Origin of the sequence: Mycobacterium pinniadriaticum (genome assembly GCF_026242045.1) — a bacterium.
In the GTDB taxonomy this organism is placed as follows: Bacteria; Actinomycetota; Actinomycetes; order Mycobacteriales; family Mycobacteriaceae; genus Mycobacterium; species Mycobacterium pinniadriaticum.
On sequence record NZ_JAPJDO010000036.1, the window covers coordinates 24,968 to 42,953 of the forward strand.

The following is a 17,986-nucleotide window of genomic DNA, read 5'->3' on the forward strand; positions in this document are numbered from 1 at the left end:
CGGCGGGTCGCGCGCATCGCAGCTAGGATCAGCCGCCATGCCCCAGCAGACGACGACGCCGTGGTATCGCACGTCGGCCGCCACCTCCGCGGCGGGGCTGCTCGGCCTGGCCCTGATTGCGATCCTCGTCTACGCCGTGATCACGATGTCGAGCAAGTGGAGCTCGCCGGAAAGCGATACTGTGCTGCCGCCGGGCACGCATCTGCCCGAGCCGCCCCATGTCGTGGGCAAGTCCTCCTCGTCGACGTCCACGTCCTACCCCAACGTGCGGCTGTCGACCACCGACATCGGGCTTCCCGGCGAGAGCACAACGACCAGCGGCACGCCATCGTCAAGCGTCGATCCCGAAGCTGATATCCCGCCCTCGGAGCGGGTGGCCCCGACGTTCCCGGGAACCTTCCCGACCCGCGTCACCAATCCGCCCGGGCCGCGCACCAATCGCTCCGGGCCCCGTCTCAACGAGACTCGGACGGCCTCGCCCTAGCCGAAAGCGCTGCCGAAGAGAGCTTTTCGGCATTGTCGATCACCTGGGTGAGGATGTTCAGCTGCCGCTCGAGTTCGCGGACCCGATTGTTTCGGTCGGCCTCTTCCAGCCGCGCGGCGGCGATGGTGGACTGCAGCGACTCGTTGAGCGATCGGGTGGTCTGGTTGGCGATACCGCGATAGTGGTCGCGCAGCTGTCGCTGAACGTTCTTGAGCCGATCCCGGGATTCCTTGGATACCACGAACAGCACATCGTCGACGAATCTGCGCAGGTTGGTCTTCGCCTCGTTGCGCACCCGCAGCATGCGGTTCTCCATGTCCTCTTTGTAGGCCTTGCGTCCCAGCAGCAGACCCGCGCCCAGCGACAGCGGGTTGAACATGCCCAGGCCGGCCACCGAGGTGAGCATGCCGAACATCAGCACACCCCCGTAGGAACCACGCATGCTGGTGATCGCCTTGTGGCCCTTGCCGATCGGCTTGGACTCCAGACGGGCCAGGGATTTGAGCCGGCCCACTCCGGCACCCATCTCCGCCGCGCTCACCTCCGGCATCTCGATGGCGTCCAGGCCCGCTTCGACGAAGGTGCGGCCGACTTCGGCCGCCAGCGCCTCGGCCCGCTGGTAGGCCCAGACGAAGTTGTCGCCGACGGCGTTGGCGACGCTGTCCTCGACTTCGGCTCCGATCTCGGCCCAGTGCTGGGTGGGATCGCACGAGTCGATGACGCCCTCGATGTGCTGGGTGATGGCCCGGAACCGGGCGCGCAGGTCGTGCTCGACATCGGCGGTCAGGTCGGCGATCCCGTCGTTGAGGACCTGCTGCCACAGGGCGGTCTGCTGCAGCGCGTCCTGAGCCTCCAGCTTGCGCCGCTCCAGGTCCTCGGTGAGCCGGCGCGCCTCGTCCGGGTCACTCAGGGCAGCCAACTCGGAGTTCACCGACAGGCTGAGATGTTCTGCCGACGAACGAATTTCGGCGACCACCTGGTCGCGGACCCGGTCGTCTTCCCGGGACAGGACCCGTTCGGACAGGAAGGCGACAATAGCCGGGAAGTTCGACTCCTCGTTGAGTTCGGCATCGTTGAGCTCGATCGCATGGCTGCGCAGCAGCGACGACGCCGGGATCAGCGGCAACGCCAGGCCGGCCCGCTGCAGATGGGCGGTGTTGGCGGCCACGATCTCACGCCAGTACGGATACAGGTCGGTCTTGGTCGCCACGACCGCGCCGACCGGGCAGATCTCGTGGGCCTGGCGGATGAACCGCATCTCCGGTTCGGTGAATTCCTGGCTGGTGTCGCTGATCATGAACATCGCGTCGGCGTCGGGCAGCAACCCCAGGGTCGCCGACAGGTGCGGCTGGCCGTGCCCGCCGACGCCGGGTGTGTCGATGAACGCCAGGCCGCCCTTGAGCAGCGGGCTGGGGGCGCCGACCTCGACCCGCAGCACCTCGGCGCCCTGGGCCTGCGGGGCGCGGCGCAGATCGTGGCGGATGTCGTCGATCGGGATGTCGATCTCCTGCGGCGGCACACCCTCACCGACCGAGACGATCAACCGGGCCGACGGCTGCTCGGCGTAGCTGATCACGGTGACCAGCGCGGTGGTCTCGTCGTCGCCGACCCGGGCCACCGGCATATTGAGCAGCGAGTTCAGCAGTTGGCTCTTGCCCTGTTTGAGCTGGCCGGCGATGACCACCCGGATCTGCGGATCGGTGATGCGCTCCTTGGCGACGGCCAGCCGCGCCGCCAGGTCGCCACGGTCGTTCAGGTCGGCGATCGCGCTGGTGTGGTCGATCAGCTCGATGAGCACTTTGACCCGGCGCGGGTCCTGCGGTTGCGTCACATGCCCTCCCAGAGGTCGCGGTTAACACGGTATGCGCACGGCACGCGGCGGGGACCTCCGGACACCTGGAGGTCCCCGCCGTCTCTTGCTCAGAAACCCAGCAGGTGGTTGCCGGACGCCAGGGCCAGGTCGTGGCTGGCGTCGAGGTGGCTGTTGACCAGCGTGGTGTCGTGGCCGGCATCCAGCGACGTGTGGCTGGACGTGTCGTGCGTCGAGCTGTCGCTGACCGTGGCCTCGTGCACCGAGTTGTCCGAGTGGTCGGTCACCGTGGTCTTGGCGGTGGTCGTCGCGTGGGTGTCGACATACACCGGCGAGCTTGCCGAGTTGTCGCTGTTGGTCGACGTCGGGCTGTCGACGATGGTGATGCCGCCACCACCGGCGTTGCCGCCCGAGGCGTGCGAACCACCCAGGCCGATCAGGCTGCCACCGGCCGATGCCCCACCACCGCTTCCGCCGCTGGCGTCGACATCGTGGAAGACCGGCCCGCCGTTGTCCTTGATCACGGTGCTGCCGCCGGTCGCGGTGGTGCCGTCGTCGTCGATGTGGCCGTGCCCGACCGCGACGTTCGATCCGGTGCCGGCCAGCACGTCGCCGTTGTTGACGTCGTTGTCATTGCCCAGCACCGCGCCGTCACCACTGACGATGTCGCCGTCGTTGGGACCGTCGACAACCACGCCGCCGTCGGTGGCGGTGTTGGTGGTCTTGTTGCCGAAGGTGATGTCGCCGAAGCCGAGGTTGAAGGCACCCTGCTGCGCGTTGGCGCCGGCGTCCTGCTGCGGGCTCATCAACGAGGTGTCGTTGTGGCTGGCCAGGTCGGTCTCCGGGGCGAAGGTCGGCGCCGGTGCGTAGACCGGCTGGTAGGTCGGTTGGTAGGCCGGCGCGAACCCGTACTGGTTGGACACCGCGCGCTGCAGGCCGACGATCGGGTCACCGCCGCCGAGCACCAGGCCCGGGACCGCGGTGGCCGCGATGGTCGAGACCTGGGCGGCCGACACACCGGCGAAGCCGGCGTCGCGCATGGTCTGCTCCGGCGCGGCGACAAACGCACGGGCGGCGTCCTCGTTGCGGAACAGGTCGAGGATCCAGTCGAGGAGAGTGAGCATGATCGGAACCTTTCGGTGAAGGTGCTCGCCGGCCTGTCCGGCGATCTGCAGACCACGCTATGGAGGCCGCAGGCGACCGAAAACGGGGTAGAAACCCCTCTTCACCGCACCCCCACTAGGGATCAGTAGGGGTGGCATCGTAGGGGATTAGGGGGGCCCTAGGGCTGGCGTTGGATACGCAGAAACCCCACGTCACAGGGACGTGGGGTTTCTGCGGAGGGGATCAGAACAGGTCGAAGCCGGGATGGTCGTCCGGAGCCGGAAAACCGGCGGCATCGGACCCGGCGCCATGGGTGTCGTCGACATGGGTGTGGTCCCAGGCGGGCTGCTCCGCCCAGTCCGGGCCGACGTCGGTGACCGCGTCATGGTCGAAGCCGACGTCGGTGACCTGCACCGAGGTATCGGGCAGGGAAGTGTTCACCACGCCGGGGTCGATGATCACCGCCGGATCCGGACCGGCGGGCTGGGCGACGTCGGTGACCACCGGATGGGTGTCGGCTACAACAGCAGCGGGCAGGTGCGCGTCGAAGGCGTCGAACGCGGCCGTCGCGGCTCCGCTCGCCCACACGTTGCCGTCTGCACCGGCGCCGGCACCGGGACCGAACGCCGCTCCCGAGAGTGGACCCGACAGCGAATCGGCCACCATGGGGATCAGATTGTTGACGTCGGCACTGGTCACGTCGGACAGATGCGCGTCGGCGATCGCCCCGGCCGGATCGGCGGCGTACCGCGCGGCGGCATCGGGATCCCGCACGAGCGACATCACGAAGTCGAGCAACGTGTTTGCCATGGAACGCCTTCCCTCCTACCGGCGATAGACAGTGAAACTCCAGCTGCTGCCCAGAATGCTATCGGGCACCACGTCCGCCGGGATCGGTGTCGAAGCCACCCGACACGCGGCAGCGTTAGGGGGTGGGGCCTTAGGGGTTCCGACACCGTTAGGGGATTGCTGCCGGGTTTTGGCATGGGCAGCCACTAAGGTGAAGACGGCCGCCGACCCGGCGGCGGAGGGATGTGCGAATTGAGCGAATCGCTGGGGTTGTCGATCGGGGCGACCAACCTGGGGGCGGCACGCCCGGGCCGCCAGCCGGTGACCCGCCGCTCGGTGCTCACCCTGTGGGCCAATCGACCCGCCGAGGTCGGGGTCCCTTCCCAGAATCCGGAGTTGACCAGCCCGAACATCACCGAGGCCGGCCAGGTGTTCCGCGGCTTCGTCGAACGGGTGGGTGACCCGGTGCCGCTGGTGGCCGCCGACGGCTCACCGCACCGGGGCGAGGATCTGGTCGCCGAGGCCCTCGAGGCGATGGCCCGCGCCGTGGACGATGGCTCGCCGCCGTCCAGCCTGGTGATCGCGGTGCCGGCCTATTGGGGTCCGGGGGCGGTCGGATCGCTGCGGGGTGCGTTGCGCACCAGGCCGGCTCTGTCGCCCAACGGCGTCCCGCCCATGCTGATCTCCGACGCGACGGCCGCGTTGGCGGCCCTGCAGGCCGACCCGGGGCTGCCCGATCGCGGCGTTGTCGCGTTGTGTGACTTCGGCGGCAGCGGCGCCAACATCACCCTCGCCGACGCCGGCGCGAACCTCCAGCAGATCGGCGAGACGGTGCGCTTCGCGGAGTTCTCCGGCGACCAGCTCGACCAGGCTCTGTTGACCCAGGTGCTCGCGGGCGTCCGCGAGGCCGCCGATATCGACCCGGCCAGCACCAACGCCGTCGGCGCGCTGACTCGGTTGCGCGAGGAATGCCGGCTGGCCAAGGAGCGGTTGTCCGCGGAGACGGCGACCGTGATACCCGTCGAGCTGCCCGGCTTCCGTTCCGACATCCGGTTCACCCGACCGGAATTGGAAGCCCTGATCGCCACGCCGCTCGTCGGATTCCTCGACGCGCTCGGAGACGCACTGGAACGCAACAGGATTCCCGCGGTCAATCTCGCCGCGGTCGCCACCGTCGGTGGCGGAGCAGCGATACCCCTTCTCACTCAACGACTTTCCGAGGAGCTGCGGGTTCCGGTCGTCACCACGCCGCTCGCCGGGCTCAACGCGGCCATCGGCTCGGCGGTGATCGCGGCGCGCGGCGGTGCGCCGGATGCGCCGACGGGCATGGCGGTGGCTCCCGCCGACGCGCCGACCGGCCTGGCACCGTCGGCGTGGGCGGCCGGAACCGCCGGCGCGGCCGCCACGGAGTCGGCGACCGACGGCTCGCCGTCGGCGACGTTCCGTGCGCTGGCGTGGTCGCAGGACGACGACGCCGGGGCCGAGCCGGTGCCCTATTCGGGCGAGGACTACACCTTCGATTACGCCCAGCAGGCGCAGGGCGCCACCGGGGCCCGACCGATGCTCGAATTCGAGCAGGAGGATGCCGAGACCGCCCTGGTCGACACGCCGGTGCCGTGGTATCGGCGCCCGCCGCTGTTGTTCGGCATCGCCGCGGCACTGGCCGCGGTGGCGGTCGGCGGTCTGGCGATCACGTTGACCAGTTCCGACAGCACCCCCACCACGACGACCACCCGGGTCACCAAGCCCGGTGAGCAACCCGCCGACGCATCGGTCACGAGTGTCGTACCGCCGCAGACGGTCACGATCACCGGCTCGAACGGGGTGCCCACCGAGTCGACGATCCCGGCGAGCACCACCGTTGTGCCGACCACGACGACGACCACCGAACCGACCACAACGACCACGACACCCTCGACGACCACCACCACAACCACGACGACGACCACCACCACGACCACGACGACACCGCCGACGACGACCACCACCACCACGCGAACGACGACGACCACCCCACCGCCGACGACCACGACCACGGTCGCCCCGCCCACGACGACAGTGGCACCGCCGACCACGACCGTTGCACCGCCGACGACCACCGCCGCGCCGACGACGCAGGAGATCCTCACCGGCGTGACGCCCACTCCGCCGAGCTAGCCGACAGTGGCCGATCCGATTCCGGTGCAGAGTCTTTCGCCGACCGCCACAGACGCGGTCAGCGCACTGGGGTCGGCGCCGGTGAAGCTGGTGGTGACCGGCGGCATCGGCACCGGAAAGAGCGCTGTTCTGGTGGCAGCTCGCGACACCCTCCGCGAAACCGGGGTCGCCGTGCTGACCAGGCCACCAGCGCCCGGGGATCCATCGGAGGCCGCGGTGGTGGTCGATGACGCGCACCTGCTGGCCGGCGCCGAATTGGCCCGGCTCACCGAGTTGGCCGGCGATCCGTCCTCCACCGTCGTCGTGGCGGTGCAGCCACGTGACCACGACGAGAACCTGCAGGCACTGATCACCGCCATCGAGCGGGAACGACCACGAGTCACGCTGGCCCCGATGACATCTGGCGATCTCTCTCGGCTGATGACCGATCCGTCCGGACACCCGCCCCGCACCGAGTTGGTGAGCAACGTCCTCGCCGCGACGGCGGGCATCCCGTTTCTCGTCGATGCCGCGCTGAGCTCCGCTCGCCCCAACTCCGCCGAGGCGATCGCGCAGGCCGCGGAGTTCGCACTCATCGACCGGCTGCGCCGGCTCAGTGAGCCCGAGCTCGACGCACTGCTGATCGCGACGCTCAGCCGTGACCTGGGAGCCACTGATCTTGCTGCGGCCCTGGATATTCCGCCCGAAGAGGCCCGGCTGCTGATCGACCGGGCCCGGGCCTCCGGGCTGGTCGAGCCGGTGCACAGTCCACACTTTCTGCGTTCGGTGCATCGCGCGGCCGCGCAGATCCTCGGCAATGCCCGCCATCACGACATCGAGACGGCACTGCTGCGTTCACAGATCGCGATGTCCACGCTCTCAGGAGATCTCGCGCTGCGACTGGCCGAACACGGCGTGCGCGACGAACAGCTGGCCGATGTGCTGCGACAGCAGGCCGGCGCGGGACGCGCCGACCCGGCCCTCTACCGGGCCGCGGTCGACGCCGGAGCGACCGAACTGCGTGCGCGGTTGGCCGATGCGCTCGCGCTGGCCGGCGAGTGCTCGGCGGCCGCGAGCGAGGCCGACGATCTGCTCGCATCCGACGACCCCGCCGAGCGGGCCGCGGCGGTGCGGATCGCGGCCAGCGTCGCCATGCAGAACGGAAACGCCGCGCAGGCGGCCGATCTGTTCACCTGGCTGGGGCCCTATCCCGACGCGGCGGTGAGCGCGGCCGCGACGATCGCACTGACCGCGACCGGCGATGCCGCCGGGGCCGAACGCGCGCTGGCAGTCCAGAGCACCGGCCCGCCGACGGCCGCCGCACGCGCCGCGCGCAGCCTCGCCGAGGGCCTGCTGTCGACGCTGCAGACGCCGTACTCCACCGCGGCGGTCAAACTCGGCGCGGCCATGGCCACGGACTGCTCGACGGATCAGGTGCTGCCGGACAGCCCGGCGGCGCTGGTCGCGTTGGCGGCTCTGCACGGTGGTGACCCGGTCCGCGCCCGCAGCGTCATCGCCAGGGCGGTGCGCACCGACCGGGACAACGAGGACACCGGATACGCGCACCGGCACCGGCTGCTGCTGGGCTGGGTCAAGATGCAGGACGGTCACCTCGCCGCGGCCGCCTCCGACATCGCGGGTATCGATGGTTCGCTTCGCCGGGACGCGCTCTGGGCGGCGGCGTTGCGCACCGCGCTGGCACGGCGCGGCGGTGACACCGGCGCGCTCCAGAAGCATTGGTATGCGGCCATGGAGGTGCTGGTCGAATACTCGGTGGACCTGTTTTCCCTGCTGCCGCTGGGCGAGCTGTGGGTGGCCTCGGCCCGGATCGGGCAGCAGGACCGCCTGGCGCCCGCGCTCGAGCAGGCGTTCGGAGTGCTCGAATCGCTGGGCGATCCGCTCACCTGGTCGGTGCCCTTGCGCTGGGCGGGGGTGCATGCCGGGATCCTGGCCGGCGATCCCGCCGCGGTGGCCCCGCACGGTCAGGCCCTCACCGCCGCCGCCCCACACAGCCCGTTCGCCAAGGCACTCGCCGTGGCCGGCCGGACCTGGCTGCGGGTGCTCGCCGGGCAGGTCGACGCCGACGAGGTCGGTGCGGCCGCGCGGGGGCTCTCCCAGTTCGGCCTCACCGCCGACGGCACCCGCCTGGCCGGGCAGGCCGCGCTGCAGACCTCCGACCCCAAGGTGTCCGGCCTGATGCTTCAGGTGGCGCGGGACTTGAAGTTGTCGGTGGGCGAGAGTGCGGGCGACGACGGGCAGCCACCGGCGGCGGAGTTGGCCGGGGCGGGGTCGGCGGGCAACCGGCCGATGGCGTCACCGTTGTCGGACCGCGAGCGGGAGGTCGCCGAGCTCCTGCTGCTGGGCATGCCGTACCGGGACATCGGCGGCCAATTGTTCATCTCCGCCAAGACCGTTGAGCATCACGTCGCACGAATCCGCCGCCGGCTCGGCGCGGAGTCCCGGTCCGAGATGCTGTCGATGCTGCGGGCGATCCTGTCCCCCGACGAGTCGGCATCGGGAACCCATTAGCCAGGTTAGGACAACCTTGGTCGCGGCGTCGACACCCAGGGTGCCAGTATGAACAGGCAGCACGCATAAGTTACTGTCCAGTAACATGAGTTAAGTTACCCGCAGGTAACTTACGATTTGGAGGCATCCGTGGAAACGCAGACGCTGATCAGACTCGTGGTGGGGCTGTCGATGACAGCGATCGTCGTGTTCTTCGCCGCGCGCCGCGTCCTGTGGCTGTACACGCTGATCCGGTCCGGCCAGCCGGCGAGCGGCCGCGCCGACGATCTCGGCGAGCGGATCAAGACCCAGATCATCGAGGTCTTCGGGCAGACCCGCATGCTGCGCTGGTCGGTGCCCGGGCTCGCCCACTTCTTCACGATGTGGGGCTTCTTCATCCTCATCACCGTCTACATCGAGGCGTACGGCACGCTGTTCGTCCCCAACTTCGCCATACCGCTGGTGGGGCACTGGAACGCGCTGGGCTTCGTGCAGGACTTCATTGCGCTGGCCGTGCTGCTCGGCATCATCACGTTCGCGATCATCCGGTTGCGCAGCGAACCCAAGGAATACGGCCGCTCGTCACGGTTCTACGGTTCGCACACCGGCGGCGCCTGGCTGGTTCTCTGGATGATCTTCCTGGTCATCTTCACCTTCGCCTTCTTCCGCGGCGCGGCCGTGGTCACCGGAAACCTGCCGTACGGCTTGGGCGCGTTCTTCTCACACGGCATGGGCCAGCTGCTCGCCCCGCTGGGCCACACCGCCAACGAGTGGATCGAGACGGTGGCGCTGCTGGGCCATATCGCGGTGGCGCTGATCTTCCTGCTGATCGTGCTGCACTCCAAGCACCTGCACATCTTCGTCGCCCCGGTCAACATCACGTTCAAGCGCATGCCCAACGCGCTGGGCCCGCTGCTGCCCGTCGAGTACAAGGGCGAGGCGATCGACTTCGAGGATCCCGCCGAGGACGCGGTACTGGGACGGGGCAAGATCGAGGACTTCACTTGGAAGGGCATGCTCGACATGGCCACCTGTACCGAGTGCGGTCGCTGCCAGTCGCAATGCCCGGCCTGGAACACCGGCAAGCCGCTGTCCCCGAAGCTGGTGATCATGGACCTGCGCGATCACCTGTTCGCCAAGGCCCCCTACATTCTCAACGGCAAGGCCGAGCCGCTCGAGGGACTCGACCTGGAGACCCCCCACGAAGAAGGCCACCACGTGCCGGAATCCGGATTCGGCCGGATTCCCGGAAGCGGCCCCGCACAGAACGCCCGTCCGCTGGTCGGCACCGCCGAACAGGGCGGCGTGATCGACCCCGACGTGCTGTGGTCCTGCACCACCTGCGGCGCCTGCGTGGAGCAGTGCCCGGTGGACATCGAGCACATCGACCACATCGTCGACATGCGCCGCTACCAGGTGATGATGGAGTCCGAGTTCCCCGGTGAGCTCGGCGTGCTCTACAAGAACCTGGAGGCCAAGGGCAATCCGTGGGGCCAGAACGCCAAGGAGCGCCTCACCTGGATCGACGAGGTCGAGTTCGACGTGCCGGTCTACGGCAAGGACGTCGAGTCGTTCGCCGGTTTCGAGTACCTGTTCTGGGTGGGCTGCGCCGGCGCCTACGAGGACCGCGCGAAGAAGACCACCAAGGCGGTCGCCGAACTGCTCGCCACCGCCGGGGTCAAGTTCCTGGTGCTCGGCGACGGCGAGACCTGCAACGGCGATTCGGCTCGTCGCTCCGGCAACGAGTTCCTGTTCCAGCAGCTGGCCGCGCAGAACGTCGAGACCCTCAACGATCTCTTCGAGGGCGTGGAGCGGGTCGACCGCAAGATCGTCGTGACCTGCCCGCACTGCTTCAACACGCTCGGCCGGGAGTACCCGCAGGTCGGCGGGAACTACACGGTCGTGCACCACACCCAGTTGCTGAACCGGCTGGTGCGCGACAAGAAGCTGGTCCCGGTGAAGGCTGTGGATGGCGGGGCCAACGTCACCTATCACGATCCCTGCTACCTGGGTCGGCACAACAAGGTCTACGACGCGCCGCGCGAGCTGATCGACGCCTCCGGCGTCACACTCACCGAGATGCCCCGGCACGCCGACCGTGGCCTGTGCTGCGGCGCCGGCGGGGCCCGGATGTGGATGGAAGAGCACATCGGTAAGCGGGTGAACCACGAGCGCGTCGACGAGGCGCTGTCGTTGGATCCGGCCAAGATCGCCACCGGTTGCCCGTTCTGCCGGGTGATGATCACCGACGGTGTCGGCGACCGCGAAAAGGCCGACGAGGTCGAGGTTCTCGACGTCGCGCAGCTGCTGCTGGGCTCGCTGGACCTCAGCACCGTCACGCTGCCGGAGAAGGGCGCGGCCGCCCGGGAGGCTGAAGCCGCCGCCGCGGCGGCACCGGCCGAGGCGCCCCCTGCGCCCAAGGCCGTGCCCGAACCCGCCGCCGCCGAACCGGCCGCGGCGGCACCGGCTGCGCCGGCCAAGGAAGCCCAGCCGGTCAAGGGTCTCGGCATCGCGGGCGGGGCGAAGCGGCCCGGCGCCAAGAAGGCCACACCAGCCGCCGCGGCTCCCGCTGCCGAGGCTCCGGCCGCCCAGCCCGCCACAACCGAAGCACCGGCCGCCGAGGCTCCGGCCGCCGAGCCGGTGAAGGGGCTCGGCATCGCCGCGGGCGCCAAGCGACCCGGCGCCAAGAAGGCCGCGACTCCGGCTCCGGCAGCTCCCGCCGCGGAGGCTCCGGCCGCCGAGGCACCGGCCAAGGCCGCCGAACCTGTTCAGGAACCGCCGGTCAAGGGTCTCGGGATCGCCGCGGGCGCACGTCGCCCGGGCGCCAAGAAGGCCCCGGCCGCGGCTCCGGCTGAAGCGCCGGCACCGACGGCCGAACCCGAGCCTGCCGCAGCGCCCGAACCGAAGGCCGAAGAGCCCAAAGCCGCCAATCCTGTGCAGGAACCGCCGGTCAAGGGACTCGGCATCGCCAAGGGGGCACGCCCACCCGGCAAGCGTTAGGAGCCGCGCCCTCTCACTCGAGAACGATGAGCAGGGTGACGACCACGCTGACGATCGCGAACGCGACCGCCGAGCCGAGCACGAACCACCCTCCCCGAGTCCTGAGGATGGCGTAACCGAGCTGGGTCTCCTGGACGTATCGGTGCCGGGACGCCGCGGCGAGCGCGGATACGACGCCGACGCAGATCAGCGAGATCCCGAGGACACTGGTGACATCGGCGTGGACCAGCAGGATGACGGCGACGGCGAAGATCCCGGCGAGCCCGGCCAGTGTCATCGAGCGCTGCACATGATTGCGCTCGAACGGGTACTGACTTCCCCATAGCTTTCCCGGCCTGGTGTCCATCGGCGGTCAGCCCCCCGGCGTGAGAACGAGGACGACCACCCCGGCACCCGCGAAGAGCATGGCCACGACGCCCAGCAGCGGCGCGCTGAATCCCGGCAGCGGCTCGCGTCGCCGCACCGCGCGCTCGGTCAGGCACCAGCGCCACACCCCGAGGCCACAGGCGGCGACGGCGATCACGACGAGGCCCAGGGCGAGGATCCGGCTCCCGAACCACGGGTGCTCGAGAAAGAGCCGGTCGATCGCGACGGCGCCGGCGAGCAAGGTCACCGCGAGCCGCAGCCACGACAGGTAGGTGCGCTCATTGGCCAGGCTGTAGAGGGGGTCCGGCTCGCGGCCCTCGTCATAGACTCCGCGCGGGAAGCGCGACCCGCGCGGCGCGTCGCTCTGGAAGTGCATCACCTCGTTGTCGGCCACCAGGTCACGGTAGCCCCCGACCGCACCTAGGCTGCGTCATCACCCTCAGTCCCGAGTAATCGCTCGGGGTGGTGGAAGTCGTTGGTACCGCTGGCGAGTGGTAGCTGCGGTGGGGGAATCCATTCGGTGTCCCCGTTGGCGAGTTTGCGGGTTTTCCAACCTTGGTCGAGGAGTTTGTGATCCGACGGGCAGGCCAGGGTGAGTTTGTCGATGTTGGTCAGGCCGCCGTCGACCCATTCGTCGACGTGGTGGACTTCGCAGCGAAATCCCGGCGCATCACAGCCGGGTCTGGTACAGCCACGGTCCTTGTTGTGCAACATGATTCGTTGGTCGGCGGTGGCGATTCGTTTGGTGCGGCCCAGCCACAACGGCTGGCCATTCACCCCGTCGAACAGCGCCAAAAAGTGGTAGGCGTGGGTGGCCATGCGGATCACGTCCGGAATCGGCAGTAACGTTCCACCGGCGGTGACGGCATGCCCGGTCTTGTTCTGCAGCTCCTGCAGTGTGGCTGACACGATAACGGTGACCGGTAACCCGTTGTGTTTCCCCAGCTTCGGATCACCCAACTGGCCGCGCACCAACGCTGTGAGCGCGTCGTGTTGACGTTGACCGTGACTACGCAGATCCCGCTCTGCCACCTCATCCGATGGCGCCGTCGTCGGCGATTCGTCGGCGGGGTTGCACACCCCAGGCGCGGCGAATTTGGCGAACCAGGCATCCAGGTAGGACCGCAGCTCGGGGTCGGCGATCAGCCTGCCCACGCTCATCCCGTCCACCCGTTGCCCACCGCACCAGAGGAAGCCGCGCTTGCGGGCGCGGTCCTCATCGGAGAATTTCCCGTCCGGGTTCAGATGCAGCGCCAACCGGTCGGCCAACTTCTCCAACTGATCAGGGCGCAGGTTCACCGCATGCTCGGCCAACGAACGCTCGGCCTTCTCGACCTCCAGCAGCCCAACATGCTCGGGCAGGTCGCGGAAGAACTTCTGAATCACCGACAGGTGCTCGCCGTCCAACAACCCGGCCTGCCACGCCGTGGCGGTCTCCGGGAGCAGCGGCGGTAACGACTCCCCGGTCAGCGTCGCGCGCGGGGCCAACTGTTCAGCGTCGCGGATGCGGCGTTTGGCCTCCCGTGGGCTGATCCGCAACACATCGGCCAGGGTGATCGGCACCGGCGGACAGCCCTCGAACTGCTCCAACCGGGCCACCACCCGATGGGCCACCGCCACCTGACGGCGCCGCGCGGTTTCCAACCGCTCCAGCACCACAAACCGCTCCGGCGGCGACAACACGTCGAGATCGACCGCGGCCAGGCGCTCGACGACATCGTCGAGCGCCTCCAACACCGCATCAATCGAACTCATGTTCGAGAGACTACGCCGCCCCACCGACAGGATTGAGCGACCGGACCTCGCCGATGAAACCCCAGGTCAGCTGAGCTTGGTCAGCTGGAACGGTGCCTCGGTGATCTGACCGCCGGGGCAGTCGCCGTTGGAATCGGCGACCAGCGTGCCCTTCAGGCTGGCGGCATTCACCGTGTAGGCGATCCGGACCGGTGCGTAGCTGCCGTCGTCGCACACCACGCCGTCGGGCTTGGTCACCGTGAAGTTCCACTGCCCGTTTGTCAGGGTCGCCACGCTGGTCCAGCCCAGATTGCTGGCCAGATTGGCCGTGCACCCATTGGTCGCGCAGTTGGACGACACGGTCACGACCGCCCCGTCGGCGCCGTCGTCGACGGCGTAGGTGCCGTTGATCGGTCCTGGATCGGCCGACGCAGAAGCAGCAAAGCCCAGCGCGGCAGCCGCCGCCACCGCAGCAGCAGTCGTCAGTGTGCGTGTGATCTTCACGTTGTTCCCTTTGCGCCGTCAGGCCGGTAGTGACGACCCAAGCTAGCAGTCAATTCACCGGCGATCGGCGCGACTACACAGCAGAGTCACAGTTGTATCCGAGGTGTCCCTCAATCGTGACTTCTCACGTCACAGCAAAGCCACAATCCGTCTCACGGGAAACCGGTTTGCGCAGGAATGGGACAATCATCGGCGTGACTACTCACCAGTTACCGTGGCATGGCACCAGCCAGCACCCTCGGCAACGCACGTTCACGCAGTCGACCAAGCTGCAGGACGTTCTGTACGAGATCCGCGGGCCTATCCACGAGCACGCCAACCGGCTGGAGAACGAGGGTCACCGCATCCTCAAGCTCAACATCGGCAACCCCGCACCGTTCGGCTTCGAAGCCCCCGACGTCATCATGCGCGACATCATTGCCGCCCTGCCCGACGCCCAGGGCTACTCCGACTCCAAAGGCATCATCAGTGCGCGGCGCGCGGTGTTCACCCGCTACGAACTGGTGGAGAACTTTCCTCGCTTCGACATCGACGACGTGTACCTCGGCAACGGTGTTTCCGAGCTCATCACGATGACGCTGCAGGCGCTGCTCGACAACGGCGACCAGGTGCTCATCCCCGCGCCGGACTACCCACTGTGGACGGCGTCGACCGCGTTGGCCGGTGGCACCCCGGTGCACTACCTGTGCGACGAGACCAACGGCTGGATGCCCGACGTCGCCGACTTGGAATCCAAGATCACCGACCGCACCAAGGCGCTGGTGGTGATCAACCCGAACAACCCCACCGGCGCGGTGTACAGCCGCGAAATCCTGGAGCAGATGGTCGAATTGGCCCGCAAGCATCAGCTGCTGCTCCTGGCCGACGAGATCTACGACAAGATCCTTTACGACGACGCCAAACACATCTGCCTGGCGTCGTTGGCGCCGGACCTGCTGACCCTGACCTTCAACGGTCTGTCCAAGGCGTACCGAGTGGCCGGCTACCGGTCGGGCTGGCTGGTCATCACCGGACCCAAGGAGCATGCGAGCAGCTTCATCGAGGGCATCAGCTTGCTGGCCAACATGCGACTGTGCCCGAACGTGCCTGCGCAGCATGCCATTCAGGTCGCGTTGGGCGGCCACCAGAGCATCGACGATCTGGTGCTGCCGGGCGGGCGGCTGCTCGAGCAGCGCGACGTCGCCTGGAACAAGCTCAACGAAATCCCGGGCGTGTCCTGCGTGAAACCCACCGGCGCGCTGTACGCGTTCCCGCGACTCGATCCGGAGGTGCACGACATCCGGGACGACGAGCAGTTGGTGCTGGATCTGCTTCTGCAGGAAAAGATTCTGGTCACCCAGGGAACCGGGTTCAACTGGCCGGCACCCGATCACCTGCGGATCGTGACCCTGCCGTGGTCACGTGACCTGGCCAGTGCCATCGAACGGCTGGGCAACTTCCTGGCCGGTTACCGCCAGTAACCGCACAGATCAGCGGTTCTACTCTGGTCCGGGTGACGCACTCACATTCCCACACCGGCCCGGCGCCGCTGAGTCCCTTGGCCGCCCGGATAGTCGTGGTCGCGCTGGGCCTGGTCGGCCTGGCGGCAGTGATCGGTGCGGTTCTGCTGTGGCCCAACGGCTCGAAGGTCGATATTCCCCTGCCGTTTCAGAGCGGCACCGGCGGTGCGGTCACCACCGAGGGTGGTCACGTGGTGTCCAGCACCCTGACCGACTGCGGCAGTCCGTCGGCCGGCCAAGTGCTCACCGCCGCGCCCGCCCCCGGAGTACCCGGTAACGGCACCTGCGTCCAGACGGTGGTGTCGATCGACAGCGGACCCAATCAGGGCGCATCCACGATGCTGGAATTCTCCCCCGGCCCGGGCCAGCCGCACCTGGTGGCCGGCGACGCGATTCGCATCTTCCGGCAGGTCGACCAGCAGGGTGCGACGAGCTATGGGTTCTACGACTACGAGCGCACCTGGCCGCTGGTCGCCCTGGCGGCGGTGTTCGCGATCGTCATTGTGGCGGTCGCGCGCTGGCGCGGGCTGCGGGCGCTGGTCGGTATCGTCGTCGCCTTCATGGTGCTGGTGGTCTTCCTGCTCCCGGCGTTACGCGACGGCGCCCCAGCGGTTCCCGTCGCGCTGGTCGCCTCGGCGGCCATCCTCTACGCCGTCATCTACTTGGCGCACGGCATCAGCCTGCGCACCAGCGCGGCCCTGCTCGGTACGTTGACGGCCTTGTTGTTGGCGGCGGGACTGTCCTGGGCGGCAATCGAACTCGCGCATCTCACCGGGCTGTCGGAAGATCAGAACAACGAAGTCGCGGCGTACATGGGGCATATCTCGATCCAGGGGCTGCTGCTGGCCGGGTTCATCATCGGTTCGCTGGGCGTGCTCAACGATGTGACGATCACCCAGGCTTCGGCGGTGTTCGAGCTCGCCGAGGGGCATGGCTCCCGTCGGCAGATCTTTGTGGGCGCCATGCGTATTGGCAGCGACCACATCGCCAGCACGGTCTACACCCTGGTGCTGGCCTATGCCGGTAGTTCGCTACCGCTGCTGCTGTTGTTCAGTGTGGCCAATCGCTCGCTGTCCGATGTGCTGACCAGTGAGAGCGTGGCCATCGAGATCGCCCGCTCGGCGGTGGGCGGGATCGCGCTGGCGTTGTCGGTGCCGCTGACCACGGCGATCGCCGCGGTGCTGGCTACGCCTGGTCCAGCAGTGTCAGTAGGTAACCGCCATAGCCTGACTTGATCAGTTCCGCTCCGCACCGAGCCAGTTGTTCGTCGTCGATGAAGCCCATCCGCCAGGCGACCTCTTCGGGGCAGGACACCTTGAGTCCTTGACGGTATTCGATAGTGCGGACGAAATCGCTTGCATCCAAAAGCGAATCGAAGGTTCCGGTGTCCAGCCAGGCGCTGCCGCGCGGCAAGACCTCGACCACCAGCCGGCCCTGGTCGAGATAGGTTTGGTTGACTTCGGTGATCTCCAACTCACCTCGCGGTGAGGGCCGCAGCCCCCGGGCGATCTCGATGACGTCGTTGTCGTAGAAGTACAGCCCGGGAACCGCGTAGTTGGACTTGGGGTACTTCGGCTTCTCCTGCAGCGACAACGCGGTGCCGTCCGCGGCGAATTCGACCACACCGTAGGCCGACGGATTGGCGACGCGGTAGGCGAAGATGGCTGCCCCCTGGATGTTTCGGAACCGGCTCAGGCTGGTGCCTACTCCGGGACCGTAGAAGATGTTGTCACCCAGGACGAGCGCGACTGTTCCGGTGCCGATGTGGTCGGCTCCGATCAGGAACGCCTGCGCCAGCCCGTCGGGCCGCTCCTGCACCGCATAGCTGATGTTGATGCCCAATCGCGAGCCGTCGCCGAGCAGCCGGTGAAAGGCCGCGGCGTCGTGACCGGTGGTGATCACCAGGATGTCGCGGATGCCCGCCATCATCAGCGTGCACAGCGGGTAGTAGATCATCGGCTTGTCGAAAACGGGCAGCAGCTGTTTGCCGGCACCCATCGTGATCGGGTACAGCCGCGTCCCCGACCCGCCGGCGAGGATGATCCCCCGCAA

Annotated in this window: 14 protein-coding genes; 6 read left to right on the plus strand and 8 right to left on the minus strand. The window is 68.3% G+C overall.

Annotated elements, in window-relative coordinates:
- Nucleotides 1-37 precede the first annotated feature (37 nt).
- Complete coding sequence (locus tag ORI27_RS26665; RefSeq protein WP_266000125.1) at nucleotides 38-484, plus strand: hypothetical protein; 447 nt, start codon at nucleotides 38-40, stop codon at nucleotides 482-484.
- Here the strand turns inward: ORI27_RS26665 and ORI27_RS26670 are convergent.
- From ORI27_RS26670 to ORI27_RS26680, 3 genes are all read right to left on the minus strand, one after another.
- The gene (locus ORI27_RS26670) at nucleotides 456-2,315 is read right to left on the minus strand and encodes a dynamin-like GTPase family protein (RefSeq protein ID WP_266000124.1); all 1,860 of its coding nucleotides are present in this window, start codon (nucleotides 2,313-2,315) and stop codon (nucleotides 456-458) included. The two genes, ORI27_RS26665 and ORI27_RS26670, sit on opposite strands and share 29 nt — an antisense overlap.
- 89 nt (nucleotides 2,316-2,404) lie before the next feature.
- Nucleotides 2,405-3,418: an IniB N-terminal domain-containing protein gene (locus ORI27_RS26675; RefSeq protein WP_266000123.1), complete on the minus strand. Its 1,014-nt coding sequence runs from the start codon at nucleotides 3,416-3,418 to the stop codon at nucleotides 2,405-2,407.
- 223 nt (nucleotides 3,419-3,641) lie between these two features.
- The gene (locus ORI27_RS26680) at nucleotides 3,642-4,208 is read right to left on the minus strand and encodes an Rv0340 family IniB-related protein (protein WP_266000122.1); all 567 of its coding nucleotides are present in this window, start codon (nucleotides 4,206-4,208) and stop codon (nucleotides 3,642-3,644) included.
- 231 nt (nucleotides 4,209-4,439) lie between these two features.
- Here ORI27_RS26680 and ORI27_RS26685 point away from each other — a divergent pair, with 231 nt between their 5' ends.
- From ORI27_RS26685 to ORI27_RS26695, 3 genes are all read left to right on the plus strand, one after another.
- The gene (locus tag ORI27_RS26685; RefSeq protein ID WP_266000121.1) at nucleotides 4,440-6,344 is read left to right on the plus strand and encodes an Hsp70 family protein; all 1,905 of its coding nucleotides are present in this window, start codon (nucleotides 4,440-4,442) and stop codon (nucleotides 6,342-6,344) included.
- A 6-nt stretch (nucleotides 6,345-6,350) separates the two neighbouring features.
- Nucleotides 6,351-8,852 (plus strand): isoniazid response ATPase/transcriptional regulator IniR, encoded by a 2,502-nt coding sequence (gene iniR, locus ORI27_RS26690; protein ID WP_266000120.1) that lies wholly within the window; start codon nucleotides 6,351-6,353, stop codon nucleotides 8,850-8,852.
- Nucleotides 8,853-8,981: 129 nt separating this feature from the next.
- Complete coding sequence (locus tag ORI27_RS26695; RefSeq protein WP_266000119.1) at nucleotides 8,982-11,831, plus strand: (Fe-S)-binding protein; 2,850 nt, start codon at nucleotides 8,982-8,984, stop codon at nucleotides 11,829-11,831.
- A gap of 13 nt (nucleotides 11,832-11,844) precedes the next feature.
- On the opposite strand, the gene ORI27_RS26700 is transcribed toward ORI27_RS26695, so the two are convergent.
- From ORI27_RS26700 to ORI27_RS26715, 4 genes are all read right to left on the minus strand, one after another.
- Nucleotides 11,845-12,177 carry a hypothetical protein gene (locus tag ORI27_RS26700; protein WP_266000118.1) on the minus strand — a complete coding sequence of 111 codons (333 nt, stop codon included), beginning with the start codon at nucleotides 12,175-12,177 and terminating at the stop codon, nucleotides 11,845-11,847.
- A 6-nt stretch (nucleotides 12,178-12,183) separates the two neighbouring features.
- Nucleotides 12,184-12,591, minus strand: coding sequence for a YidH family protein (locus ORI27_RS26705; RefSeq protein ID WP_266000117.1), 408 nt, complete (start codon nucleotides 12,589-12,591; stop codon nucleotides 12,184-12,186).
- 26 nt (nucleotides 12,592-12,617) lie between these two features.
- Nucleotides 12,618-13,952: an HNH endonuclease signature motif containing protein gene (locus ORI27_RS26710; RefSeq protein WP_266000116.1), complete on the minus strand. Its 1,335-nt coding sequence runs from the start codon at nucleotides 13,950-13,952 to the stop codon at nucleotides 12,618-12,620.
- A gap of 66 nt (nucleotides 13,953-14,018) precedes the next feature.
- Complete coding sequence (locus tag ORI27_RS26715) at nucleotides 14,019-14,435, minus strand: hypothetical protein (protein WP_266000114.1); 417 nt, start codon at nucleotides 14,433-14,435, stop codon at nucleotides 14,019-14,021.
- 167 nt (nucleotides 14,436-14,602) lie between these two features.
- On the opposite strand from ORI27_RS26715, the gene ORI27_RS26720 reads away from it, so the two are divergent.
- Together ORI27_RS26720 and ORI27_RS26725 are read left to right on the plus strand one after the other, a co-directional pair.
- The gene (locus tag ORI27_RS26720; protein ID WP_266000112.1) at nucleotides 14,603-15,895 is read left to right on the plus strand and encodes a pyridoxal phosphate-dependent aminotransferase; all 1,293 of its coding nucleotides are present in this window, start codon (nucleotides 14,603-14,605) and stop codon (nucleotides 15,893-15,895) included.
- 32 nt (nucleotides 15,896-15,927) lie between these two features.
- Complete coding sequence (locus ORI27_RS26725; RefSeq protein ID WP_266000110.1) at nucleotides 15,928-17,169, plus strand: YibE/F family protein; 1,242 nt, start codon at nucleotides 15,928-15,930, stop codon at nucleotides 17,167-17,169.
- Here ORI27_RS26725 and rfbA read toward each other — a convergent pair.
- Nucleotides 17,120-17,986 (minus strand): glucose-1-phosphate thymidylyltransferase RfbA, encoded by an 867-nt coding sequence (gene rfbA / locus ORI27_RS26730; protein ID WP_266000109.1) that lies wholly within the window; start codon nucleotides 17,984-17,986, stop codon nucleotides 17,120-17,122. The two genes, ORI27_RS26725 and rfbA, sit on opposite strands and share 50 nt — an antisense overlap.

Excerpts from the sequence above, each read along its gene's own strand:
- ORI27_RS26710 (WP_266000116.1), bottom strand. The coding sequence starts at position 13,952 with ATGAGTTCGATTGATGCGGTGTTGGAGGCGCTCGACGATGTCGTCGAG.
- ORI27_RS26680 (WP_266000122.1), bottom strand. The coding sequence starts at position 4,208 with ATGGCAAACACGTTGCTCGACTTCGTGATGTCGCTCGTGCGGGATCCC.
- ORI27_RS26675 (WP_266000123.1), bottom strand. The coding sequence starts at position 3,418 with ATGCTCACTCTCCTCGACTGGATCCTCGACCTGTTCCGCAACGAGGAC.
- ORI27_RS26665 (WP_266000125.1), top strand. The coding sequence starts at position 38 with ATGCCCCAGCAGACGACGACGCCGTGGTATCGCACGTCGGCCGCCACC.
- ORI27_RS26700 (WP_266000118.1), bottom strand. The coding sequence starts at position 12,177 with ATGGACACCAGGCCGGGAAAGCTATGGGGAAGTCAGTACCCGTTCGAG.